Here is a 25826-nt window from a genome sequence, read left to right as displayed (position 1 = left end):
GTTATTGAATTCTGCATTAAGGATAGTATCATGATACATAATGCTCTTGCTTCATCCTCTGAAAAAGAAAATTTATTGAAGCAACCATCTTTTCTTTCATTGCGTTCTCTTCACGATGCTGCAACAAAACTGGCGAATTTAAAATATACTCCAGCAACATTGAACACGAAGTCTCTTGTCAAGCTTCTTATTTGTCAAACAACGCGAAATCGTCGTCTCTTAATGCCCCATGTACGCATTCATTTACGCGTTGCAAGCCAAACTGGTAATGTACCTATTAAAATCCATCTCGGTGCAACAAATGGTTCATTCTATAGATAACTTTTGCAAGATTTTTTGCATCAGAATATTCTCATGTCACTTAAAGCGTTTTTAAAAATTCTTTAATGTACACGCATCTTCCTTTAAATTTATGTGAGATTATAAATTGCACTCCAAGCATTTGATTAATTTTTCAATAAAACTATCCATTCAATATATTGATTTATAAAGATAATTTATCGTTTTGCCTGTTGAATGAGAGCCTCGAATATCCTAAGATTTTCTCATTCCAAACTTGCTTATGTAGAATCAATTAAAACCATCCCCTTATACATCACAAGTGGGATTATTGTGTGGATAAAAATTCTAAAGAAAAGCGTAAAAATGCCTCTTATGAAACGTCTAAATGCTAAAGGCTGTTGCAACATTGGAGGCCAGTAAATATAATAAAGGAACTCTTGCCCAAACATTAACCAACAAGATTATCCATTTGTTTTTCAATCAATTGCTCTTCAAAATAAGCATCCCTTAAGAAAAAAATCTCCCGATCAGGATTGTAACCAATTTTGTGTAAATAATAGGCTGAGCCATAAAACTTGCCAACATCAAGGAATTTTTCCCGAGTTTCATAAAGGAAATTTTGTTTCGGCAACGTGCCGCCAACACCACCCGATTGCGGTTTGGGTACAAGCAAATCCCCCTCATCCCAAATATCCGCTGTACCATTCATAGCAATATTTGGTGTAAACAAAGCAACAGCCGCAGTTAAGCCATAAAAGGTATAAAAATATCAAATGTTGGTTTATCTTTGCATTTAATATCAAAAATTATCCTTGATATTTTTTCGTAAGAAAAAATGCTCCCATTGAATACCAGCTTTTCTCATTGTTTAGATACTGTTATCATTAATTTAATTAAGAAAAAGCTTCTCAATAATTTATAAATCCACCTAAGAAATATAAATGGTATACGAAACTACCTAAACTCATAATGTTCTTTTTGAAATGTAAAGAAATTTTAAAAAGCGACTTTTTATTGAACAATATACTTTGAGATAACACATCCTTTTGCATTTTGAATGAAAAGCTCTACCATAGAAATATGCTCTCATTGCAAATCCATACAAAGTAAAACAATAAAAATCACTTGCATGTATATCACAAGGAGATGTTAGTGTATAAATAAAAAACGTTTAAGAAAGCACTCAATATACCCCTTTTATAAACTGCTTCAATAACAAAAGCAGTTAGAAATATTAGGGAGGTTAAAAAATAGAATAATGATACGCTCTTGTATCTTCATAAACAATACACTGTCAAGAATTTATCAGATTAAATATCTGTTACTTTAACAGGATATTGCATTGACTGCGAGACCAGCTTTACTGGTTTCTTTATAGCGTTCACTCATATCATGTCCGGTCTGGCGCATTGTTTTTATACAAGCATCAAGAGAAACAAAATGCTCTCCATTACCATGTAAGGCAAGAGAAGACGCTGTTACCGCCTTAACAGCTCCCATAGCATTACGTTCAATGCAAGGAACTTGCACAAGACCTGCAACAGGATCACACGTCATCCCCAGATGATGCTCAAGCGCAATCTCTGCGGCATTTTCAATTTGAGCTGGTGTTCCACCCAATGCCGCTGTCAACCCTGCTGCGGCCATTGAAGATGCCGTCCCAACTTCCCCTTGACAACCAACTTCTGCACCAGAAATAGAGGCATTATGTTTGATGACACCACCAATAGCTGCTGCCGTTAACAAAAAATTATGGATTCCCTGTCGATTTAAATCATCATGAAACTGAAGATAGTAACGCAAAACCGCAGGTACAACACCAGCTGCCCCATTTGTTGGTGCTGTAACAACACGACCACCTGCGGCATTTTCCTCATTTACTGCTATAGCATAGACTGAAAGCCAATCATTTGCCCAAAGCGGGTAATTGTGATTTTTTTTTCGATTTTCTAAAAGCTTTTCATACAGCTTTTTAGCACGTCTTGGAACATGCAATCCCCCTGGCAACTCACCTTCTTGTGCAAGACCTCTATCAATACAGTTGGTCATAGCGGAAAAAATCTCATCGAGCCCTGTATCGAGAGCAGAACGCTCCATCTTTGTTTCTTCATTAAGACGCTTCATTTCAGCAATAGAAAGCCCTGAACTTTCGGCCATTGATAACATTTCATATGCACAATCAAAAGGATACGGCACATCAAACGTTTCTTTTTGTGCATTACCATTCATACGGTTTAATTCATCCTCAGTCACAACAAAACCACCACCGATAGAATAATAAATTTGCCGCAAAAGAATATTCCCATTCCTATCAAGTCCTTCAAACACAAGTCCATTAGCATGTCCCGGTAGGACTTTTTTTCGTTCAAAAATAAGATCATTTTGCAAATCAAATTGATACGCAGGATGGCCTTTTGGTTGCACTTTTTTCTCACGTGTAACTTTGTCTAAAAGGAAATCCATGCAATCAGGATTAACAGTAGAAGCTTTTTCACCCAAAAGCCCTAAAACAATAGCTCTATCTGTAGCATGACCAATTCCCGTAAAAGCCAAAGATCCATAAAGATAAACACGTATGTGAAAAACTTCACAATCAAATGGTTGAGAAGGATTTTGTGCAAGAATCTCTTGCAAAAACATATTAGCCGCCGTCATTGGCCCCATGGTATGGGAACTAGAAGGACCAATACCAATTTTAAAAAGTTCAAAAACCGATAAAAACACGCGTCACCCCAAAACTCTATACAGCTTGAGCATACATCTTTTTATCACATTTGTCCCATTTAAAATCAAATTGCAAGATAAGCTAAAAAAATAATCGCAATAAATATAACTGTTGCCCGTCTTGCCACCAACCAACACTTTCCTTCTATAGCGCTTTCCATAGCCAACCTTCAAAATAGATGATGAACCTAGAGTAACTACTCTTTTAATTTTTCAAACGTAGTAAAATAAATGTTAACATGCAATATTAAAATTAAACAAGAATAAAAGGTTCTCACCGAAATATTATTATAATACCTCAAACTCTTCAAAAATGATGCTCACTTACATAAAAATATTCCCATAAATATCATTAAATAAAGCGTACAAAGTTCTCAATTGCTTCACGTTCCGTCGCAAAATTGTTTTCTGGAGCACTCTCATCGCGATAGCCAAGTGCCATACCACAAACAATGCGCCGATCAGAAGGAATTGATAAAAGTGTACGAATTTGTTTATGATAATCAGCAAATGCTGCTTGAGGACATGTGTCTAGCCCAAATCCACGGGCAGCTAACATGATTGTCTGCATAAACATCCCCAAATCAAGCCAGCTCCCCATTTCCATGTCGTAATCCATAGTAAATAAAAGTCCTACAGGCGCACCAAAAAATGAAAAATTCCGTGCTTTCTGTTGATTTATTTTTTCTCGCTCATCTTTTTGAATTCCAAGGCTCTTATAAAGATCCCAACCAATTTTTCGACGCCTTGAAAGATAAGGCTCACGCCATTGACGCGGATAATAATGGACTTCACGTTCTCCTTTTATACCTGTAAGTGCGAGGTGTGAAAGTTCTTGTCCTACTTTTTGCAATACATTCCCTGTAAGAACAATGACTTGCCATGGTTGGGTATTTGTTCCAGATGGTGCACGAGCCGCAAGTTTCAAAATTTCTTTGATTGTTTCCTGTGAAACTTGCTGATGCGTAAAGGCTCGTATCGACTTACGTGACAAAATAGATTGAAAAATATCAATAGAAGAATCGACTGTCATTGTTTTTACTTTCTCTTTTGAAAATAAATTTAAATATCGCTATTTTCTCATTCATAGCTAAATGTGTTGCAAAAACCTTTGCAACTCTTTTTATTTGCTCTGCTTTTTTGAAAAACTGGCTATATCTGACGTTCTATCAACACCTATCATAAAAATATAGCCTCTCTCTATCAATAGAAAACAATCATCAAAAATACCATGTAAAGTAAATTTTATAATCAGCAACCAACTCCTCATTCAGCTAAACTCTTTTAAAAAATGTTCTCTATGCATTCTAAATCATGGAGGAGATTATCAATATCATGCTGCCCCTGCTGTCAATAGCCCCATTTTGATTAATCCATGTAACTAATCATTTAAGCTTTTTCTTAGCATCAAGTCATTTTTTCATTATAGCTAACATATCGAATATTTCAGAAAAAGAGAATTTAACTCTTTTAGCACACAGTATTTATTTTAATTTATGACGGTCTGTTTGCGTATAAAGCCTTGCACTTTCACGAAGAAAAAACACAAGAAGCCTTGCTTTTTTAGTAATAATACAAAGTCTGAGCAGTTGTTAAAAATTCGTGTGTCAATTTATAAATTGAATCACATTCGCACATTTTATCATTTTCGCACATTTTATCATTCTATTTTTATAGAGTCAGATATCTGCTTTTTATAAAATTTTTAATTAGCATTTTGTCCTCTACTTTCCTCAGTTATTCGATATAATAAAATAAAGAATTTTCTTGTCATACAAGAATTTTAAAGAAGAAAAGCAATTACTGTTCGGATTATGCAAGAAAGACTTTTACTCCTTCATTGTGGTAGCTTTTCCAAATTTAGATAAAATATTGATTTATAATGATAATTTATTTTTCACCTTCTATCATAATCTCGAATATTGTAAGATTCTCTCATCTTCAATCCTCTCATTTTGAATCAAATAAAATCATGTGCTTGCATATCAGAAGCGAGGCTTGTATGGGGGTAAAAAACTCTAAAAATAAAGAGTAAAAATGCCTTTAATGAATTGTCTTCATGCAAGGGCTGTTACAACATTAAAAGCTGGTAAAGAAAATGATGGTGCCGGCTTTCTCCTTTGTAAGCGTAAAGATGGTGGTGCACAATGGATTTACCAGTATACTATCCACGGATGGCATCGTCAAAGGGACTTGAGAATCTTAAGAAATGTTTTTAAAAAAAAACCTGTGAATTACAATAGTGCTCTTTTTTAAGGGCGTTCCGTTTTGCATGAGAAGTGTGACCCCATTAAAAGACGTGAAAAATAAAAATATAGGGCAATGCGTAATCTTCATTATCTTAAAGATATTGCTTTAGATACTTTTGAAAGTTGCAAAACTGAACTAAAAAACAATGGTAAAGATAGAAACTGTTTTCTCCCTTTAAAACTTCATATTCTTCCAAAGTGAGGCGTTCTTCCCGTTCAAGAGATTAAACAAACAGATATACGCAACACTCTTGCCCCTATTGGGCATACAAAAAAGCTGCAACAGCGAATAGAACTCTTTACCCGTCTCAATATTTGTCTCAAACATATTGCTGCTTGGAATTGGATATCGATTTACAGGCAACAAAAAAAAGCACGTGCATTGTTAGGTAAACAACGTCATAAAACCATTAATAAATCGGCAATGAATTGGAAAGATATACCGGCTTTTTTAAAATACTTTGCCAAACAACATCTCTAACACAATTGGCTTTGCATTTGTTACTCTTACAAGTGTTCGTACAAACCCTTTGCGTTATATCCATAAAGATCAGATTAAAGATGATATCTGGACTATCCTTGCTGAGAATATGAAAGAAAGGTGTGATAATACAACAGAGTTTCGCATGCCTTTATTTTTATAAAAGATATCAATCGTAAAATCTCAAACTATTTAAAACATTGGCTCTCTCATTTTCAAAGAGATTACCCTTCTCTTTTAAAATCTATCACTTTAAGCATATTTTCAATATTAGAAACACACTTCCTATCTATCTGAAAAATAAGAATTTTATAAATAAAGTAAGAGAAATATGAATATCATTATAAGACAATGCAATAAACCAGAAAGAACGCTGAAAACAATAATCGCCTATAACTTTTAAACCATATTTAAGAAAACGCGAGGATTTTATATTCTAAGATTTATAAAAACGCCCAAACTTCATATTCGGGCGCTCTCCTGTCAATTTTTTAACATGTCTGACAATTATTCAGCAACTGCTTCAGTTGTCATATTTGTCAACATAGCCTTAGCCATCTCGTTATTGCTAGATTTACGCCGCTCATCTATAATCAAATCATCACGAACTGTTGCAATACGGCGAATTTGAGCAATCGTACCACCTGTACCCGCAGGAATAAGGCGACCAACAATAACATTCTCCTTAAGACCTTGCAAAGTATCAATTTTACCAGAAACTGCTGCTTCAGTAAGGACTCTTGTTGTTTCCTGAAACGATGCTGCCGAAATAAACGACGGTGTTTGAAGAGATGCTTTCGTAATACCAAGAAGAATGGGAGTACCCGATGCAGGCCTTTTCCCTTCTGCAATCAAATTATCATTGATTTCATCAAGTTCAATACGATCAACATTATCTCCCGCAATATAGCCTGAATCTCCAGATTCAGTAATCTCAACTTTTTGCAACATCTGTCGGACAATCACTTCAATATGCTTGTCATTAATTAAAACACCTTGCAAACGATAAACTTCTTGAATTTCATTAACAAGATAAGATGCCAAAGCCTCAACGCCCTTAATCGCCAAAATATCATGAGGGGCTGGATTACCATCGAGGATATAGTCCCCTTTTTCAATTTGATCACCCTCTTGGAAGTGAAACAATTTACCTTTCGGAATCAAATATTCTACAGGTTCAAGAGCTGCATCATTTGGTTCAATGATAATACGACGTTTATTCTTATAACCACGACCAAAACGAATTGTACCACTCACTTCAGCAATAATAGCATGGTCTTTCGGACGCCGTGCTTCAAAAAGCTCAGCCACACGTGGTAGACCACCCGTAATATCTTTCGTCTTAGCACTTTCCATTGGCAAGCGAGCAATAACATCACCAGCCTTAACATGGGAACCAGGCTCAACAGAAAGAATAGTTTCTACTGACATCATATAACGGACTTCACCCCCCTTATATAGTTTTGCAATGGTTTCACCTTTTTTATCTGTGTGGATGATAATAGCTGGTTTCAGATCAGCACCACGGGGATTAGCACGCCAATCAATAACCAGACGCTTCGTAATACCGGTAGATTCATCAGCTGTTTCAGTAACTGATAAACCATCAATCATATCTTCAAAACCGACATAACCTTCAACTTCAGTTAAAATTGGACGTGTATAAGGGTCCCATTCTGCTATACGTTGCCCACGCTTAACTACGTCACCATCATCAACAAAGATATGCGCACCATAGCTAATACGATGCACGACACGCTCTTTTCCAGACTCATCCTTAATAAGGATAGCCATATTACGCCCCATAACCACCAAGTGACCTTCAGAATTGCGCACGACATTGCGATTGCGAATTTCTACTATACCTTCATAGGAGGCTTCTAAATGAGACGAATCTACAACCTGCGCCGTTCCTCCTAAGTGGAAAGTCCGCATAGTAAGCTGTGTTCCCGGTTCACCAATGGACTGAGCAGCAATAACACCAACCGCCTCACCTTGATTCACTGGTGTTCCACGTGCCAAATCACGACCATAGCATTTAGCACAAACACCAAGGCGTGTTTCACATGTCAAAGCAGAGCGAATTTGCACAGACTGAATTCCAGCTTCTTCAATCTTAGCAATATCAGCTTCTTCAATCATCGCACCACCTTCAAGGAGAACTTCTCCAGAAACTGGATGTAAAATATCGACAAGCGCTGTGCGACCAAGAATCCTTTGCCCAAGAGATGCAACAATTTGTCCTGCATCAACAATAGGCTGCATCGTAAGCCCCTTTGCCGTACCACAATCAACTGCTGAAATAATAGCATCTTGTGCAACATCAACGAGGCGCCGTGTTAAATAACCAGAATTGGCTGTTTTTAACGCAGTATCGGCAAGCCCTTTCCGTGCTCCGTGCGTCGAATTGAAGTATTCGTTAACGGTTAGACCTTCCTTAAAGTTTGAAATAATTGGTGTTTCAATAATTTCACCCGATGGCTTTGCCATCAACCCGCGCATACCAGCTAACTGCTTCATCTGGTTAGCAGAGCCACGCGCACCAGAATGGGACATCATATAGATTGAATTCATTGGCCGCTGACGACCTGTTTTAGGATCGAATTCAACCGCCTGAATACGTTTCATCATCTCATCGGCAACGCGATCCGTACATTTACCCCACGCATCTACGACTTTGTTATATTTCTCACCTTGCGTAATGAGACCGTCATTATATTGCTGTTCGTATTCTTTAGCTAAAGCTTCGGTTTCTGTAACCAAACGCAATTTGCTATCAGGGATAACCATATCATCCTTACCGAACGAAATTCCTGCACGACAAGCATATGAAAAGCCAAGCTGCATAATACGATCGCAGAAAATAACTGTCTCTTTTTGTCCACAGTGCCGATAAACCTGATCAATCAATTTAGAGATATTCTTTTTAGTCATTTCTTGATTGACAATATCAAATGAGATATTTGGATTTTTCGGCAAAAGTTCCCCAATAATCAAACGTCCAGGCGTTGTATCGTAAAGTTTGGAAATTTCTTTTCCATCCTTTCCCATATTTTTAACGCGGCCTTTAATCTTCGTGTGAAGAGTTATAACCTTATTTTCCAAGGCGTGATGAAGCTCGCCTATATCCGAAAAAGCCATTCCTTCACCTGGTTCTTTTTCAGAAACAATCGAAAGATAATAGAGGCCAAGAACCATATCCTGTGAGGGAACAATAATTGGTGCACCATTGGCTGGATGAAGAATATTATTGGTCGACATCATCAAAACACGTGCTTCGAGCTGTGCTTCAAGAGAAAGTGGAACGTGAACCGCCATCTGATCGCCATCAAAATCAGCATTAAAAGCAGTACACACCAATGGATGAAGCTGTATCGCTTTTCCTTCAATCAAGATGGGTTCGAAAGCCTGAATTCCCAAACGGTGCAACGTCGGCGCACGATTCAACAAAACAGGATGTTCACGGATAACCTCATCTAAGATATCCCATACTTCCGGATGCTCTTTTTCTACAAGTTTTTTTGCCTGTTTTACAGTTGATGAATACCCCTTCGCATCAAGTCGTGCGTAAATAAATGGCTTAAACAACTCAAGAGCCATCTTTTTGGGGAGACCACATTGATGCAATTTTAATTCAGGGCCCGTTACGATAACAGAACGTCCTGAATAATCAACACGCTTTCCAAGCAAGTTTTGACGGAAACGCCCTTGCTTTCCCTTTAGCATATCGGAAAGAGACTTGAGTGGACGCTTATTTGCTCCTGTAATCACACGCCCACGCCGACCATTATCAAACAATGCATCAACAGCTTCTTGCACCATACGTTTTTCATTGCGGACAATAATTCCAGGGGCACGCAATTCAATCAATCGTTTCAAACGATTATTACGGTTTATGACACGCCGATAAAGATCATTGAGATCCGATGTCGCAAAACGCCCACCATCGAGTGGAACCAACGGACGTAAATCAGGTGGAATGACTGGAATCGTCTTCATAATCATCCATTCTGGTTTATTGCCAGATTCAAGGAAATTTTCAACGATCTTAAGCCGTTTAATCAGCTTTTTTTGCTTTAACTCTGACGTTGTCTCAGACAATTCAACACGCAAATCATTGGCAAGTTTTTCTAATTCCATGCTGGCTAGAAGCTCATAAATAGCTTCAGCACCAATCATAGCAGTAAACTGATCTTCCCCAAACTCATCAATAGCAAGCATATACTCTTCTTCAGAAAGAAGCTGATGGAGCTTAAGGGATGTCAATCCTGGTTCCGTTATAATATAATTCTCAAAATAGAGAACGCGCTCAATATCTTTCAAAGTTAAATCTAAAAGTGTAGAAATACGACCTGGTAATGATTTAAGGAACCAAATATGCGCAACAGGTGCCGCAAGCTCAATATGCCCCATGCGCTCACGACGTACGCGCGAAAGCGTCACCTCTACACCACATTTTTCACAGATAATGCCCTTATATTTCATGCGTTTATATTTACCGCATAGACATTCATAGTCCTTAATAGGGCCAAAGATACGTGCACAAAAAAGACCATCACGCTCTGGTTTAAAAGTCCTATAATTAATAGTCTCAGGCTTCTTGATCTCACCATACGACCAAGACAAAATCTTCTCAGGGCTCGCGATAGAAATACGAATAGAGTCAAATGTCTGCGCTGGCGCCTGAGGATTGAAAAGATTCATGACCTCGTGGTTCATGCCGTTCTCCTTCAAAGATTCTTAGAACCTGTTATTACATCTCATTAATTTTTATCACAGAGCACATTTAAAACCATTTCTACTTTTTTAAACTGTCTGTGTTCTCTTAACAAAAACTTCTTATTTAGCCTCTCAAGATAATCAAAGCGCATTCGCGCGCTCCTTAAATTATTATTCCGCTGTATCAGATAAGGCTCGCTGTGCAATAAGCTCGCGCGCGTCATCAAGTTCTACATTAAGAGCAAGTGAACGCATTTCTTTTACCAACACATTAAAGCTTTCCGGTATACCCGCCTCAAATGTATCATCACCACGCACGATTGCTTCATAAACTTTCGTCCGACCAGCCACATCATCGGATTTTACAGTCAACATCTCCTGCAAAGTATATGCAGCACCATATGCCTCAAGTGCCCAAACCTCCATTTCACCAAAACGCTGACCACCAAATTGTGCCTTACCACCTAACGGCTGCTGTGTCACAAGCGAATACGGACCAATTGAACGTGCATGAATCTTATCGTCAACAAGGTGATGCAATTTCAACATATAAATATATCCAACTGTCACCGGACGATCAAAAGGCTCTCCAGTCCGACCATCATAAAGTGTAACCTGTCCTGAGCTGTCTAAACCTGCTTCTTCCAGCATCATATTGATATCAGCTTCATGTGCCCCATCAAAAACAGGTGTTGCGATTGAAACGCCTTTTTTCATCTGTAGTGCTAATTTGTAAAGGCTCTCATTATCATAATGACGTACTGGTTCATTATGATCATTATCAGGCATCAGATTTTCGATACGCTGACGCAAAGGAAGGATATCCCCAGTCTCTTGATACAATTCAACCAAATCGCCAATCTTTTTGCCCATACCAGCACACGCCCAACCAAGATGGGTCTCAAGAATTTGTCCAACATTCATACGGCTAGGCACACCAAGTGGATTTAAAACGATATCAGCATGTGTTCCATCTTCAAGAAATGGCATATCTTCTACAGGAAGAATACGTGACACAACCCCCTTATTACCATGACGCCCTGCCATTTTATCCCCTGGTTGAATTTTGCGTTTTACAGCAACAAAAACCTTTACCATTTTCATGACACCAGGAGGCATTTCATCGCCTCTTTGGACTTTCTCAACTTTATCCATAAAGCGACGTTGTAATGCTTCTTTTGATTCATCATATTGTTTACGCAAAGCCTCAATTTCATTCTGAAGCTTTTCGTCCTCAACAGCAAAGTGCCACCATTGTGAGCGCGGATAGTGAGCCATCACCGTATTGTCAAGCTTCTCGCTCCCCGAAAAGCCTTTGGGACCCTCCACGGCAACTTTACCTGTCAACATATCAGAAAGACGTGCATAAACATTGCGATCAAGAATCGACTGTTCATCATCACGGTCTTTAGCTAAACGCTCAATTTCCTCCCGTTCAATTGCCATTGCACGTTCATCTTTTTCCACACCATGGCGGTTAAAAACACGAACTTCAACAACAGTCCCGAAAGTTCCAGGAGGCATCCGCATAGAAGTATCACGAACATCGGATGCTTTTTCACCAAAAATGGCACGCAAAAGCTTCTCTTCTGGCGTCATGGGACTTTCACCCTTTGGTGTAATCTTACCAACCAAAATATCACCAGGCTGAACTTCAGCACCAATATAGATAATACCAGCTTCATCAAGATTTCTTAACGCTTCTTCTGCAACATTAGGAATATCACGCGTTATTTCTTCAGGCCCAAGTTTTGTATCACGTGCAGCAACTTCAAACTCCTCAATGTGAATTGAAGTAAAAACATCATCGGCAACAATACGCTCAGATAACAAAATGGAATCTTCATAATTGTATCCATTCCAAGGCATAAAGGCCACAAGAACATTTCGCCCAAGAGCTAAATCACCAAGATCGGTAGAGGGACCATCGGCAATAATATCGCCCTTTTCTATCCGATCCCCTACATGCACAAGCGGACGCTGATTAATACAGGTAGACTGATTGGAACGTTGAAATTTCTGCAAACGATAAATATCAACACCAGACTTTGAAGGGTCTAAATCTTCTGTTGCACGGATCACAATACGCGTTGCATCAACCTGATCAACAATACCACCACGCTTTGCACTAACCGCTGCCCCTGAATCACGTGCAACAACGGATTCCATCCCTGTCCCAACAAATGGCGCTTCAGCACGTACAAGTGGCACTGCTTGACGCTGCATGTTTGAACCCATCAACGCACGATTCGCATCATCATTTTCCAAAAATGGAATAAGAGCCGCCGCTACGGAAACCAACTGTTTTGGTGAAACATCCATCAAATCCACGTGATCGCGCGGTGCCATCAAAACTTCACCAGCATGACGACAAACAACAAATTCTTCTGTAAAGCGCTCTTCAGCATCTAATGAAGAATTGGCTTGAGCGACATAATGCTTGGATTCTTCCATAGCAGACAGATAAATAACTTCTGTTGTTACTTTACCATCGATAATTTTGCGATATGGGCTCTCAATAAAACCATATTTATTAACGCGCGCAAATGTCGCTAAGGAGTTAATCAAACCAATATTGGGACCTTCTGGTGTCTCAATCGGACAAATGCGACCATAATGCGTAGGATGAACGTCACGAACTTCAAAACCAGCACGTTCACGAGTCAAACCTCCCGGACCAAGCGCAGAAAGACGACGCTTATGCGTGATTTCTGACAAGGGGTTGGTTTGATCCATAAACTGCGATAATTGTGAAGATCCAAAAAACTCACGAACAGCTGCTGCCGCAGGCTTTGCATTTATCAAATCCTGTGGCATAACTGTGTCAATCTCAACTGACGACATACGCTCTTTTATCGCACGTTCCATACGAAGTAAACCAATGCGATATTGATTTTCCATCAACTCTCCAACGGAACGAACACGACGATTACCAAGATTATCAATATCATCAATCTCACCACGGCCATCACGCAATTCAACCAGCATTTTGACAACAGCAAGAATATCCTCTTGACGTAAAATGCGAACCGTATCTGGACAATCAAGATCCATACGCAAATTCATCTTAACGCGCCCTACAGCGGAGAGATCATAACGCTCTGGATCAAAAAATAATGAATGGAACATCGCTTCCGCTGTATCCATTGTTGGCGGCTCACCAGGACGCATAACCCTATAAATATCAAATAATGCATCCTGCCGACTTTCGTTTTTATCTACTTTTAAAGTATTACGGATATATGCACCAATATTCATATGATCAATATCAAGGATATTAATTTGATCCGCATTTACATCAAACAAAACCTTCAATATTTTTTCGTCAATTTCATCACCAGCTTCAAGATAAATCTCACCTGTTTGATAATTTACTATATCTTCTGCAAGATAACATCCTAATAAATCATCCTCACTCACTTTAACCGCTTTAAGACCCTTCTCGGCTAAAGATTTTGCAGCGCGAAGCGTTAGTTTTTTACCAGCCTCAGCAACAACTTCACCACTATCTGCATCGACAAGATCAGAGACAAGTTTCATGCCTTTAAAGCGATCAACAGAATAAGGAATCCGCCACCCCTCTCCATCTCGTTCGTAAGTAACCTTATTATAAAAGGTTGACAAAATATCTGATGCATCCATACCCAATGCCATCAAGAGACTCGTAACAGGAATCTTGCGCCGCCGATCAATACGAGCATAAATGATATCCTTAGCATCAAACTCAATATCAAGCCAAGAACCACGATAAGGAATAACACGAGCAGCAAAAAGAAACTTCCCCGATGAATGCGATTTTCCTTTATCATGATCAAAAAAGACACCAGGAGAGCGATGCATCTGTGAAACAATAACACGCTCAGTACCATTAACGATAAAAGTACCATTCGTTGTCATTAAAGGCATATCGCCCATATAAACGCCTTGCTCTTTAATGTCTTTGATCTCTTTTGATCCGGTATCCTCATCAATATCAAAAACGATCAAACGCAATATCACCTTTAATGGTGCAGCATAAGTCAAATCACGCTGACGGCATTCTTCAACATCAAATTTTGGTAAATCAAATTCATAACCAACAAACTCAAGCATAGCTGTACCGGAAAAGTCCGAAATAGGAAATACGGATTTAAAAACAGCTTGCAAACCTTCATCTGGTCGTCCACCTTCTGGCTCCTCAACCATGAGAAACTGATCATATGACGCTTTTTGAACCTCAATAAGATTCGGCATCTCCGCCACCTCAGGAATCTTACCAAAAAATTTGCGTACGCGCTTACGACCATTGAATTGAGACATCATCGCTAGGGTCTGAGCCATCGTTGCTCCTTGATTTTTACTCTCCAAGGTAGACTAAACCTTGAAAGCTTTATATCATTAATCTGCACATGCAGACCTGTTTACCTGATACCCGATAATGGATATCTCTCATTTGCCCCATTAACATAAGCTACTCATTTACTTGGCCCTATGATAAAGGAACGAGAAATAAGACCTTACCCATTACAATTTCTCAATACTTGGGAAAAGGTTCTTATTCATTATCTCCCTTCTTTCCAAGAGAAAGAAAATCGGCGAACATAAACGCCCGCCGATAAAATAAAATTTACTTAAGCTCAACTTTAGCACCAGCAGCTTCAAGTTGCGATTTAATTTTCTCCGCTTCGTCTTTAGACGCACCCTCTTTAATAGGCTTAGGTGCCCCCTCAACAAGATCTTTCGCTTCTTTAAGACCAAGTCCCGTAAGAGCGCGCACCTCTTTAATAACATTAATTTTTTGCGCACCACCCTCAACAAGAATAACATCAAATTCTGTTTTTTCTTCAGCAGCTGGAGCCGCTCCACCAGCAACAGCAGCGACAGCTACAGGAGCAGCAGCTGAAACACCCCATTTCTCTTCAAGCAACTTAGAAAGCTCAGCAGCTTCTAAAAGTGTTAGATTAGAAAGGTCTTCTACGATCTTCGCTAGATCAGCCATTTTTACATTCCTTCAATTAAAAGATTTGAACCATTATTTAAACTTATTCAAAAAACAGAAAAACATCAAAGCTCTTCTATAAATATGAATACAAAACAGCCTTAAGCCGCCTTATCCTCCTGAGCATATGCTCCAATGACACGTGCAACCTGACCAGCAGGTGCATTAACAATCTGTGCGATACGGGTTGCAGGAGTAGAAATCATACCTACAAGTTTTGCTCGCAATTCGTTTAGTGAAGGCAATGAAGCTAAAGACTTCACAGCATCTACACTCAAACTTGTTGCACCCATTGAACCGCCAAGGATAACAAATTTGTCATTGTTTTTCGCAAAATCAACAGCAACTTTCGGTGCTGTAATTGGATCTTCTGAATAAGCAATAAGTGTTTGTCCAACAAACAAGTCCACTATCGATTCAGATTCCGTGCCCTGAAGAGCGATTTTAGCAAGACGGTTTTTGGCGACTTTAACGGCACCGCCAGCTTCACTCATTTTAGAACGAAGATCGTTCATCTGCGAAACTGTCAGACCGGAATAATGTGCAACAATAACAGAACCAGACTTTTGAAAAGCCTCGTTAAGCCATGTAACAAATTCGCGTTTTTCCGCTCTATTCACTGTCTCTCTCCATTTAACAGTTTTCCTTCTGAAAACCTGTTGGTTACCTTTGATAGCATAAAATACTTTATGCCATCGATGAGGATCCTGTCCCCTTTTTCACGCAAAGCGATCAAAGGCAACCTTGGCTCAAACCCTTTAAGTCTTTTAACTCTCAGTTCTTACCCCAGTCTCATGCGGGTTTTTTCGATTAAGATACTTCAAATAGTATCACCCACAATCTCGGACAGGATATTTCGGAATTCCTTCCGACATACCCTAAGCTCGTTAAAGCTTAGATAGCTCAATGCCGATAAAAATCGACACTTTAAAACATAACCCCGTTATTCACATGCCCCAAAACAAAATTATCAATTCGTCTAAATCTACTCTGAACGAACAGTTGCTGGATCAACTTTAATTCCAATCCCCATAGTCGAAGAAACGGCAACACGTTTAACATATTCACCTTTTGCCCCTTGTGGCTTAGCTTTAATAACAGCACTCGCAAAAGCTTTAATATTTTCTACGATCTTCTCAACACCAAAAGAAGCCTTACCTATACCAGCATGGACAATACCAGCTTTTTCAACACGAAACTCAACAGCACCACCTTTAGAAGCCTTAACCGCACTCGCAACATCAAGTGTGACAGTGCCAACTTTAGGATTTGGCATTAAACTGCGTGGACCAAGAATTTTACCAAGACGACCAACAAGAGGCATCATATCAGGCGTTGCAATACAACGATCAAAATCAACCATTCCACCGTTAATACGCTCAAATAAATCTTCAGCCCCTACGATGTCAGCACCAGCATCTTTCGCTTCCTTAGCCTTATCCCCACGTGCAAAAACAGCAACACGAATATTCCGCCCTGTGCCATTAGGTAAATGCGCAACACCACGAACCATTTGATCTGCATGACGAGGATCAACACCTAAGTTCATTGAAACTTCAATTGTTTCATCAAACTTAGCAACAGCACGCTCTTTAACCATCGAAACTGCATCTTTTAAAGCGTAAAGCTCATTAAAATTAATATCTTTCCGGATATTTTTTATTCTCTTTGCTACTTTTGCCATAACATTAGCCCACCACTTCTAAGCCCATAGAGCGAGCCGAACCTTCAACCATGCGCATCGCTGCCTCAATGTCATTTGCATTGAGATCCTTCATCTTTGCCTGCGCAATCAACTGAATCTTATCACGAGAGATGCTCCCTACGGACACTTTACCAGGTTCTTTTGAACCAGATTTCAAATTCGCTTCCTTCTTCAAAAAAAACGATACAGGAGGTGTCTTTAGAGAAAATGTGAAAGATTTATCTTGGTAATAAGTGATAACGACTGGAATGGGTGCACCTTTTTCCATTTCCTGCGTAGCCGCATTAAAAGCCTTACAGAATTCCATAATATTAATACCACGCTGACCAAGAGCAGGGCCAATCGGTGGAGACGGAGTAGCCGCACCTGCAGGAACCTGCAACTTAAGCTGTCCTATACTTTTCTTTGCCATAACAATCTGCCTTCAATTTAATCGGTATGCCGACAACGTATTTTGCCTGCTACCCTCTGCAGTTAAGTGGTCTGGATCATTAAGCCGACAAAAGCCATAAATCACCTCCCACCAGTTACTCATAGTGATTAAAACCACTCTAAGTTCATTAGAGTTTTTCAACCTGACCAAACTCTAAATCAACAGGCGTAGGACGCCCAAAAATTAACACCTCCACCTTAAGACGAGAACGCTCCTCTTCAACCTCTTGAACGATTCCATTAAACGAAACAAAAGGCCCATCAGCAACACGAACCTGCTCTCCAACCTCAAACAATACAGAAGATTTAGGAGACTCAACGCCCTCCTGAACTTGTTTTAGAATTTGTTCAACCTCTCGCTCAGAAATGGGAACAGGACGTGAATCCGATCCTAAAAAGCCTGTTACTTTAGGAGTATTTTTAATGAGATGATAAACATCATCTGTCAACTCAGCACAAACAAGAACATAACCTGGAAAAAATTTCCGCTCAGTATCAACTTTACGGCCACGACGAACTTCTACAACACGCTCAGTGGGAACAAAAATCTTCTCAAAAAGATGATCAAGCCCTTTTTGTTTCGCCTCCTTATCAATAGCTTCTGCTACCTTCTTTTCAAAATTCGAATATGCTTGAACAATATACCAACGAGCAGCCACAGTCACACTTCCTTGCATTCTCAACTAAAAAGATATTTTAGAAGATCAATACCCCGCCAAACACTAAAATGCATCACTTGATCGACAATAAAAAAGAAAACTGAAGCAAATGCTGTAACCAGCAAAACCATAACAGTAGAGATCACAGTCTCACGACGCGTAGGCCATTTTACCTTAACTGTTTCTGCATAGACTTGTTTTAAAAAGGTTATTGGATTGGTTCTAGATGCCATCAGTCACACTATATTCTTTCTAGCCTTATTTGTGTTTATATAACAAAATAAATACGATAAAAATGCGAAAAGCTAACCTCCAGCCTCATGCAACTTCTTCATTTTCTATTCAATACCGATTCATAAACAAAAAAACAAGCCCCATAGAAAAAAAAGCAAAGCAGGCAGTTTAGTAATCTACCTCCTCACAGCTAAAATGCTGTTCCCATTTGGCAGGGGCAGCAGGGTTTGAACCCGCGACCTGCGGTTTTGGAGACCGCCGCTCTACCAACTGAGCTATACCCCTAACCCTCAAGATTAAAACGCCTTTTTAAGAACAAGGCGTTTTTTTAACAACCACTCTTATTCAATGATCTTAGAAACGATACCGGCGCCAACAGTACGACCGCCTTCACGAATAGCAAAACGAAGCTTCTCTTCCATCGCAATGGGAACAATCAAAGAAACATCCATCGCTACATTATCGCCAGGCATAACCATCTCTGTTCCTTCTGGAAGCGTCACTATTCCTGTCACATCCGTCGTACGGAAGTAAAATTGCGGACGATAATTCGTAAAAAACGGAGTATGACGGCCTCCTTCATCTTTCGTTAAAATATAAGCCTCTGCCTTAAAACGCGTATGTGGTGTAACTGAACCAGGTTTCGCCAAAACCTGACCACGCTCAATTCCTTCTCGATCAACACCACGAAGCAGTGCACCAATATTATCACCTGCTTGCCCTTGATCTAAAAGCTTACGGAACATTTCAACACCTGTAACCGTCGTCTTAGATGTAGGACGAATCCCTATTATTTCAATTTCTTCCCCAACCTTGATAACACCACGTTCAACACGACCAGTAACAACCGTACCACGACCCGAAATCGAAAAAACATCCTCAATCGGCATCAAAAATGGCTGATCAACAGGACGTTCCGGTGTAGGGATATAATTATCAACTTCACTCATCAAAAGACGAACCGCATCTTCACCAATGCTTTTATCTTTATCTTCAAGAGCAGCCAATGCAGAACCTTTCACAATGGGTATTTCATCTCCTGGAAAATCATATTTTGATAACAGCTCACGCACTTCAAGCTCAACAAGCTCCAAAAGCTCAGCATCATCAACCTGATCAACTTTATTTAGAAAAACCACAATCGCTGGAACACCAACTTGGCGTGCGAGAAGAATATGCTCACGTGTTTGAGGCATTGGACCATCAGCAGCAGAAACAACCAAAATCGCTCCATCCATCTGTGCTGCTCCTGTGATCATGTTTTTCACATAATCTGCGTGACCAGGGCAATCAACGTGTGCATAGTGCCTCTTCTCTGTTTCATACTCAACATGCGCTGTAGAAATGGTAATTCCACGGGCACGTTCCTCTGGTGCCGCATCAATTTGGTCATATGCTTTAAATTCACCAAAATATTTCGTAATTGCTGCTGTCAACGAGGTCTTCCCATGGTCAACGTGACCAATCGTACCAATATTAACATGCGGCTTCGTACGTTCAAATTTGCTCTTTGCCATCGCTATCAATCTCTTGTTTTGTTCTCTTGTTCTGTTAGCACCTAGAAACAGTCATACGAAACTGAATTAAACCAGATTGCCACATAAATCTGACCACTACAACCCTTAGACGGAAAAAACCGCCAAATCTATGATGGAAAGAGCTCCCATCATAACCATGAACCCAATCATCCACAACTATTTGGCATCAGCAACTGTTTGGAGCGGGTAGCGGGAATCGAACCCGCATATTCAGCTTGGAAGGCTGCTGCTCTACCATTGAGCTATACCCGCATACCACGTATCTACTAACACTCCTTCGATGAATGGTGGAGGGGGTTGGATTCGAACCAACGTAGCATACGCAACGGATTTACAGTCCGCCCCCTTTAACCACTCGGGCACCCCTCCATTACACCGGCAAAGTCGCGCGATGAGGCATCACTACAACCAAAATTGATCACCTATTCAATTCAAAATGGTTGCGAGGCGGTTATGACGATTACCATCGTATCTGTCAACAGAATAAATATGATTCTTTACAAATTTTCTGCTAATAATTTTAAATCACAGCTTTTTTCTATCTCTTTCTGCTGTTAAAAGGCTATAAAAATTATGAAAGAAAAAATATCAAAAAATTCTCATTATGCTCGTCTACGTCGCCGATATCGCGATACAAAAGGCTCTCCTTCTCGATCTACCCTCCCCCCAAAAAAAGCAGTAGCTCCCTTACAAGATGGGAAAATTCGCCTTTATGGTCTCCATTCGGTTCATGCTGCTTTAAAAAACCCAAAAAGAATTTTTGGTTGTCTCTATGTTACACCAAATGCTCTAAAACGATTAAATATACCCGAATCAGATTTACCTTGTCCTATTACATTCTGTTGCCCCAAACAACTTGATACACTTGTTGGAAGTGATGCAGTACATCAAGGTATTGTTGTGGAAACTGCCCCACTCAAACCATGCCAATTGTCTGAACTCACAAATACCGATCTTGTCATCGTAATGGATCAAATTACTGACCCCCATAATGTTGGTGCTATTATGCGCTCTGCTGTTGCCTTTAAAGCACAAGCCCTTATCACAACTTGTCGTCACTCCCCCCAAGAAAGTGGAGTTCTTGCTAAAGCCGCATCCGGAGCTTTAGAGCTGATTAATTATATCACGGTAGGAAATCTCGCCGAAGCACTACAAGAACTTCATAAAGGAGGTTTTAGCAGTTTTGGACTCGATTCAGAAGGCAAATATCCTCTAGAAACAATATTAACAGGAAATAAAATTGCTCTTGTTTTAGGAGCAGAAGGGAAAGGTTTACGTAAAAAAACGCGCGAAACCGTCCATACATTAGCCCGTCTTGATATGCCTGGAAATATTAAATCATTAAATGTTTCAAACGCAGCAACAATAGCACTTTATGCGACTCATAAATATCTTAGACCATAGTGTTTTATTTTTTCCGTGAAAGACCAAAAAAACCAATCAACAAAAAACCTGAAACAAAACCACCAACATGCGCCTCCCATGCTATTGAAATACCCTCTTCTTCAAACAGAAAAGAAGAAATGCCGATGATAAAATCAACGCTCAGCCATATAGTTATGTAAACAAGCACATCCCTTGAACAGAGTGCTTGTTTGATAGACAACAAAGGACCTAAAAATCTTTCACTCTGCAAACTTCCTCCCCAATAGCCCTGAGGAAAACCATAACGGGCAAATGCGCCCATCATTCCAGAAATTGCGCCCGATGCACCAACAAGCGATATTACACTGTCTGGATGAGCAACAAAATAAGTCAACACAGAGAAAGTTGCTGTTAATCCCAAAAAAATCAAAAAACGTAAATTACCAAAAAGCTTTACTAAAGGAGATCCAAAAACCAAAAGCCAAACCATATTGATAGTAATATGTTTCAAACTACCATGCATGAAGGAATAACTAATAATAGTATAACAAAATGTTAAAGGATCAGCCTTGAAGAGGCTTGGTGTAAATGAAAAAAATTCAAGACTTTTAATATAGAGCTTCTCAGAAAAAAAATACTCTTGAACAAAATAAATACCAAAACACAGTGCTATCAAAGCAACTATTATCAATGGAACATTCAACAATGGCTCTCTAGGTTGGTTTGGTAAAAACAAAACATTCTTATATTGGTGATCAATATCTTTCATTATAAAAGTCCATCGTATCATGGAGATTAGGCATAACCTCATGCTTTTATTTGTCATGTTCTTTAATGGGGGCATGCCCTTCATGTAAAACAAAATATTATTGTGTTACACATTTACGAACTTGTTAAAAAAACATCTCTTAAGGCACCTCAGCCATCTCATGACGGCACCCGTAAATAGTATACTGGTAAATTCACTAAGCACCACCACCTTTACGCTTATGAAGAAGAAGCACGCCGACACCATCATATTATTTGCCAATCGCTAATATTACAACAACCCTTGTATTTAAACGATTCATAAGAGGTATTTTTACCCCTTTCTTTAGAGTTTGTTACCCACACACTAGCTCCCTTTGTGATATGTAAGCAAGTGATTTTACTTGAGATGAGGTGAGAAAATTTTACAATATTTTTTTGGTTATGATACAAGTAAAAATATTTATCTTTATACATCAATATGCTGTACAAACCATACTTTCTAGGGGACACAGTGCTTTGCTCAAAAATATTGGTTTAACGAGTAAAGAACTTTTAAACTTAATATCTTTTTCATTTCCTCTCTTAAACGCCAAATATTTCACCGTGAAAACACTTGTATCTTATACAAGGTCCTTAAAAGCGGATATAAAGAAAACCATCCACAAAACACTCTACTAAATTTCAATGAAAACTATTCAAGTCAGCTAAAATCTTTAGATATTAATAACCATATCATGACTGCTCATTCGTTTAATGCTTCCCAACAGGAAACAAAATTCTCCCTATGCATTGGTTTTTTTTGTATAATAATAGTATTTTATAGTTTATCAATTCGATAGCTCGCGTCCTCACGAAAATTCATATAAACGTAAAATAAACAACTTATTCGTCAAAGAAGTGAAAACATAAAAAATCCTTACTGCAATATCTTATCCTTACAGTTTTAAAAGCTACCTTTAGCGAATATTGATAAAAAATAATACGTTAATTTTTAATGCATCATTTCATACAAAAAATTATTTGAATAGCAGCTTTTAAGAATCCTGTTTACAATCCTTCAACCACACATCATAAATAGGATGCTCTACAGCATTGAGGCCAGGACTATCTGCAAACATCCACCCTGTAAAAATACGCCGCACTTTTTTATCGAGTGTTACTTCATTGACTTCAACAAAACCTGTCGTGCGGGTTGGTTCATCCTTAGAACTCGTATAACATGCGCGTGGAATAACCTGTAAAGCACCGTATTGATAAACTTTACCGAGAAAAACTTCAAAACGCGTAGTCCGACCGGTAATTTTATCAAGACCTGCAAAAACAGCAATGCCATTGCTAATACGCTCAGCCTGCACCCCACCAACAGAGGACATAACCACTACAATTTGCATGAAAAAAAAAACAAAAAAAACGTCTCAACACTAACACTAAAAAGCTCTCTTCATATCAAATAAACCGCAAATAAAAAACAATTCTTACTAATAAGATATAACAAAATATTTTACCTCTTAGGCGACCATGCATCATAATCTTCAGATACCAAAGGGCGCTCACCACCGTAAGGAATAGCCCCCTTTGGACGATAAGCATCACTTGTCCCTGTCATATTAGCGATGTGAGGCTTTTCCCATTCATGGGGTTGATAATCCTCCTGTGTTGGAGGATTATCACAGCGATGATGAATCCAGCCATGCCAACCTGGTGGAATAGTAGAAGCTTCAGAATAACCTTTATAGATTACCCAACGCCGCGAATAACCATCTTTATGCGTGCCTCCCTCATAATAAACGTTGCCAAACTGATCTTCCCCGACGCGCTTACCTTTGCGCCACGTAAAAAAGCGTGTGTTTATAGTATTTCCACTCCACCACGTGAAGACTTGCTTCAAAAAACTAGCCATCTTCTCTTTCATTTCTTCTCATATCGTTACGAAATTAATCGTTAGAATAAAACGTATAGTAACTTTTAAATGGTTGAAAACAAAATTTTACTTACAGAAAACCTACCACAGCTTCATTTGAAATGCTAATTTATAACCATCAACTATAAGATATTGTATTTATGGACTTTTTTCACTTCCATAAAACTTAATCTTCTAATCCAAGTTTTTCCTTAACCTGTTTATTGACAGCTTGAGGGTTTGCCTTTCCCCCTGTTGCCTTCATGACTTGTCCAACAAACCAACCAACTAAAGCAGGCTTTTGTTTTACTTGTGTAACTTTATCAGAATTCTTGGCAATAATCTCATCAACAGCTTTCTCAATAGCCTTTGTGTCTGTTACCTGCTTCATATTGCGCTCTTCTACAATCTGACGCGGATCGCCTCCCTCATTCCAAATAATCTCAAAGAGATCTTTGGCAATTTTTCCAGAAATCATCCCTTCCTTGATAAGATCAACAATGCCTCCTAATTGCTCGGGCGTTACTGGTGTCTCTTCAATCCCTCGATTATCTTTATTTAAAGCACCCAAAAGATCATTAATCACCCAATTGGCAACGGTTTTTCCATCACGCCCATGTGCTACTTCTTCAAAATAATCAGCAATAGCTTTTTCTGTCACAAGAATGGAAGCATCATACGCCGTTAACCCCATCTCCTTAATAAAACGTGCTTTTATATCGTCCGGTAATTCCGGCAACTCCTCTGCCAGAGCATCAACAAACGCTTGATCAAATTCTAATGGTAAAAGGTCTGGATCAGGAAAATAACGATAATCATGCGCTTCTTCCTTCGAACGCATAGAGCGCGTTTCACCTTTAACCGCATCAAAAAGCCGCGTTTCCTGATCTATGATACCCCCATCTTCTAAAATTGCGATCTGACGACGTGCTTCATACTCTATCGCTTGCCCAATAAAGCGAATAGAATTAACATTTTTAATTTCGCAGCGTGTTCCAAAACCTTCACCGGGGCGACGAACGGATACGTTCACATCGGCACGCATGGAACCTTCATCCATATTGCCATCGCAGGTTCCCAAATAACGGACAATCGTACGTAATTTCGTCATATACGCTTTGGCTTCATCTGATGAACGCATATCCGGTCTGGAAACGATTTCCATAAGAGCAATACCAGAACGATTAAGATCAACAAAAGACATCGTTGGATGTTGGTCATGCATCGATTTTCCTGCATCCTGCTCAAGATGTAATCTTTCAATGCCAATTTCAATGTCTTCAAACTGACCATTCGAATCCGGACCAACAGATATAATAATTTTTCCCTCTCCTACAATCGGAAAGCGAAACTGAGAAATTTGATATCCCTGTGGCAAATCTGGATAGAAATAATTCTTACGATCAAAAACAGATTTTAGATTAATCTTCGCTTTTAATCCCAAACCCGTTCGGACCGCTTGACGTACACATTCCTGATTAAGGACAGGCAACATACCAGGCATAGCCGCATCAATAAATGATACGTGATTATTTGGCTCTGCACCAAACTTTGTCGACGCTCCTGAAAAAAGTTTTGAATTTGATATGATTTGCGCATGAACCTCCATGCCAATGATGACTTCCCAATCACCTGTAGCTCCAGAAATGAAACGCTTGGAATCAGGAGTGCGCGTATCAACGATGCCCATTGTTAATCCACTATCAATTTTTCTTAATATACTTTGATGATTAATCTAAAATGACTCTAACCGCAAGCCTAGAATACAAATCTCATAAAAAAGCCCGACTTCATCGGGCTTGTTCTGTTG

Annotated in this window: 16 protein-coding genes, 3 tRNA genes and 3 pseudogenes; 3 read left to right on the top strand and 19 right to left on the bottom strand. The window is 39.2% G+C overall.

Features of this window, described 5'->3' with window-relative positions:
* Window positions 1-30 precede the first annotated feature (30 nt).
* Entirely contained in the window at window positions 31-321 is a 291-nt protein-coding gene (locus NMK50_RS02090; RefSeq protein WP_254770682.1) for a hypothetical protein, read from the top strand.
* A 412-nt stretch (window positions 322-733) separates the two neighbouring features.
* On the opposite strand, the pseudogene NMK50_RS02085 reads toward NMK50_RS02090, so the two are convergent.
* The 3 genes and pseudogenes from NMK50_RS02085 to NMK50_RS02075 form a co-directional block, all read right to left on the bottom strand.
* Window positions 734-1033: pseudogene (locus NMK50_RS02085) on the bottom strand (hypothetical protein); the annotation flags it as partial.
* A gap of 575 nt (window positions 1034-1608) precedes the next feature.
* The gene (locus tag NMK50_RS02080; protein ID WP_254770680.1) at window positions 1609-3006 is read right to left on the bottom strand and encodes an L-serine ammonia-lyase; all 1398 of its coding nucleotides are present in this window, start codon (window positions 3004-3006) and stop codon (window positions 1609-1611) included.
* A gap of 352 nt (window positions 3007-3358) precedes the next feature.
* Window positions 3359-4039 (bottom strand): nitroreductase, encoded by a 681-nt coding sequence (locus NMK50_RS02075; protein ID WP_254770679.1) that lies wholly within the window; start codon window positions 4037-4039, stop codon window positions 3359-3361.
* Between the two features lie 1004 nt (window positions 4040-5043).
* Here NMK50_RS02075 and NMK50_RS02070 point away from each other — a divergent pair.
* Window positions 5044-5890 (top strand): annotated as a pseudogene (locus NMK50_RS02070) (integrase); the annotation flags it as partial.
* Window positions 5891-6243: 353 nt separating this feature from the next.
* On the opposite strand, the gene rpoC reads toward NMK50_RS02070, so the two are convergent.
* The 12 genes from rpoC to NMK50_RS02010 all read right to left on the bottom strand — a co-directional run bounded on the left by rpoC (window position 6244) and on the right by NMK50_RS02010 (window position 20370).
* Window positions 6244-10455 carry a DNA-directed RNA polymerase subunit beta' gene (gene rpoC / locus NMK50_RS02065; RefSeq protein ID WP_254770678.1) on the bottom strand — a complete coding sequence of 1404 codons (4212 nt, stop codon included), beginning with the start codon at window positions 10453-10455 and terminating at the stop codon, window positions 6244-6246.
* A gap of 171 nt (window positions 10456-10626) precedes the next feature.
* Window positions 10627-14775, bottom strand: coding sequence for a DNA-directed RNA polymerase subunit beta (gene rpoB, locus NMK50_RS02060; protein WP_254770677.1), 4149 nt, complete (start codon window positions 14773-14775; stop codon window positions 10627-10629).
* 286 nt (window positions 14776-15061) lie between these two features.
* Window positions 15062-15433: a 50S ribosomal protein L7/L12 gene (rplL, locus tag NMK50_RS02055; protein WP_241438267.1), complete on the bottom strand. Its 372-nt coding sequence runs from the start codon at window positions 15431-15433 to the stop codon at window positions 15062-15064.
* 101 nt (window positions 15434-15534) lie between these two features.
* Window positions 15535-16053 (bottom strand): 50S ribosomal protein L10, encoded by a 519-nt coding sequence (gene rplJ / locus NMK50_RS02050; RefSeq protein ID WP_254770676.1) that lies wholly within the window; start codon window positions 16051-16053, stop codon window positions 15535-15537.
* Window positions 16054-16418: 365 nt separating this feature from the next.
* A complete protein-coding gene (gene rplA, locus NMK50_RS02045) occupies window positions 16419-17117 on the bottom strand; it encodes a 50S ribosomal protein L1 (RefSeq protein WP_254770675.1) in 699 nt (232 codons plus the stop codon).
* A 4-nt stretch (window positions 17118-17121) separates the two neighbouring features.
* Window positions 17122-17550, bottom strand: coding sequence for a 50S ribosomal protein L11 (gene rplK / locus NMK50_RS02040; RefSeq protein WP_254770674.1), 429 nt, complete (start codon window positions 17548-17550; stop codon window positions 17122-17124).
* 148 nt (window positions 17551-17698) lie between these two features.
* Window positions 17699-18229: a transcription termination/antitermination protein NusG gene (gene nusG / locus NMK50_RS02035; protein WP_254771156.1), complete on the bottom strand. Its 531-nt coding sequence runs from the start codon at window positions 18227-18229 to the stop codon at window positions 17699-17701.
* Between the two features lie 20 nt (window positions 18230-18249).
* The gene (gene secE, locus NMK50_RS02030; protein WP_254770673.1) at window positions 18250-18462 is read right to left on the bottom strand and encodes a preprotein translocase subunit SecE; all 213 of its coding nucleotides are present in this window, start codon (window positions 18460-18462) and stop codon (window positions 18250-18252) included.
* A gap of 210 nt (window positions 18463-18672) precedes the next feature.
* Window positions 18673-18748 (bottom strand) — tRNA-Trp (locus NMK50_RS02025).
* A gap of 56 nt (window positions 18749-18804) precedes the next feature.
* Window positions 18805-19980, bottom strand: a complete 1176-nt coding sequence (gene tuf / locus NMK50_RS02020; protein WP_144756285.1) for an elongation factor Tu — start codon at window positions 19978-19980, stop codon at window positions 18805-18807.
* Between the two features lie 199 nt (window positions 19981-20179).
* Window positions 20180-20253, bottom strand: a tRNA-Gly gene (locus NMK50_RS02015).
* A gap of 33 nt (window positions 20254-20286) precedes the next feature.
* Window positions 20287-20370, bottom strand: a tRNA-Tyr gene (locus NMK50_RS02010).
* 204 nt (window positions 20371-20574) lie between these two features.
* On the opposite strand from NMK50_RS02010, the gene NMK50_RS02005 reads away from it, so the two are divergent.
* Window positions 20575-21405 carry a TrmH family RNA methyltransferase gene (locus NMK50_RS02005; RefSeq protein WP_254770672.1) on the top strand — a complete coding sequence of 277 codons (831 nt, stop codon included), beginning with the start codon at window positions 20575-20577 and terminating at the stop codon, window positions 21403-21405.
* 4 nt (window positions 21406-21409) lie between these two features.
* On the opposite strand, the gene NMK50_RS02000 is transcribed toward NMK50_RS02005, so the two are convergent.
* The 4 genes and pseudogenes from NMK50_RS02000 to gatB form a co-directional block, all read right to left on the bottom strand.
* Complete coding sequence (locus NMK50_RS02000) at window positions 21410-22135, bottom strand: rhomboid family intramembrane serine protease (RefSeq protein ID WP_254770671.1); 726 nt, start codon at window positions 22133-22135, stop codon at window positions 21410-21412.
* Between the two features lie 1015 nt (window positions 22136-23150).
* A pseudogene (locus NMK50_RS01995) lies at window positions 23151-23544 on the bottom strand (DUF2155 domain-containing protein).
* 73 nt (window positions 23545-23617) lie between these two features.
* Window positions 23618-24016 carry an NADH:ubiquinone oxidoreductase subunit NDUFA12 gene (locus tag NMK50_RS01990; RefSeq protein WP_254770670.1) on the bottom strand — a complete coding sequence of 133 codons (399 nt, stop codon included), beginning with the start codon at window positions 24014-24016 and terminating at the stop codon, window positions 23618-23620.
* 187 nt (window positions 24017-24203) lie between these two features.
* Window positions 24204-25706 carry an Asp-tRNA(Asn)/Glu-tRNA(Gln) amidotransferase subunit GatB gene (gene gatB / locus NMK50_RS01985; RefSeq protein ID WP_254770669.1) on the bottom strand — a complete coding sequence of 501 codons (1503 nt, stop codon included), beginning with the start codon at window positions 25704-25706 and terminating at the stop codon, window positions 24204-24206.
* Window positions 25707-25826: the final 120 nt, after the last annotated feature.

The sequence above is a fragment of the Bartonella harrusi genome, from assembly GCF_024297065.1.
In the GTDB taxonomy this organism is placed as follows: Bacteria; Pseudomonadota; Alphaproteobacteria; order Rhizobiales; family Rhizobiaceae; genus Bartonella; species Bartonella harrusi.
This window is presented reverse-complemented; position numbering and strand designations above follow the sequence as displayed.

What these genes read in the sequence shown, in the direction of transcription:
- NMK50_RS02090 (WP_254770682.1), top strand. Translation starts at nt 31, where the DNA reads ATGATACATAATGCTCTTGCTTCATCCTCTGAAAAAGAAAATTTATTG.
- NMK50_RS02075 (WP_254770679.1), bottom strand. Translation starts at nt 4,039, where the DNA reads ATGACAGTCGATTCTTCTATTGATATTTTTCAATCTATTTTGTCACGT.
- rpoC (WP_254770678.1), bottom strand. Translation starts at nt 10,455, where the DNA reads ATGAACCACGAGGTCATGAATCTTTTCAATCCTCAGGCGCCAGCGCAG.
- rpoB (WP_254770677.1), bottom strand. Translation starts at nt 14,775, where the DNA reads ATGGCTCAGACCCTAGCGATGATGTCTCAATTCAATGGTCGTAAGCGC.
- rplL (WP_241438267.1), bottom strand. Translation starts at nt 15,433, where the DNA reads ATGGCTGATCTAGCGAAGATCGTAGAAGACCTTTCTAATCTAACACTT.
- rplA (WP_254770675.1), bottom strand. Translation starts at nt 17,117, where the DNA reads ATGGCAAAAGTAGCAAAGAGAATAAAAAATATCCGGAAAGATATTAAT.
- rplK (WP_254770674.1), bottom strand. Translation starts at nt 17,550, where the DNA reads ATGGCAAAGAAAAGTATAGGACAGCTTAAGTTGCAGGTTCCTGCAGGT.
- secE (WP_254770673.1), bottom strand. Translation starts at nt 18,462, where the DNA reads ATGGCATCTAGAACCAATCCAATAACCTTTTTAAAACAAGTCTATGCA.
- tuf (WP_144756285.1), bottom strand. Translation starts at nt 19,980, where the DNA reads ATGGCAAAGAGCAAATTTGAACGTACGAAGCCGCATGTTAATATTGGT.
- NMK50_RS02005 (WP_254770672.1), top strand. Translation starts at nt 20,575, where the DNA reads ATGAAAGAAAAAATATCAAAAAATTCTCATTATGCTCGTCTACGTCGC.
- NMK50_RS02000 (WP_254770671.1), bottom strand. Translation starts at nt 22,135, where the DNA reads ATGAAAGATATTGATCACCAATATAAGAATGTTTTGTTTTTACCAAAC.
- NMK50_RS01990 (WP_254770670.1), bottom strand. Translation starts at nt 24,016, where the DNA reads ATGGCTAGTTTTTTGAAGCAAGTCTTCACGTGGTGGAGTGGAAATACT.
- gatB (WP_254770669.1), bottom strand. Translation starts at nt 25,706, where the DNA reads ATGGGCATCGTTGATACGCGCACTCCTGATTCCAAGCGTTTCATTTCT.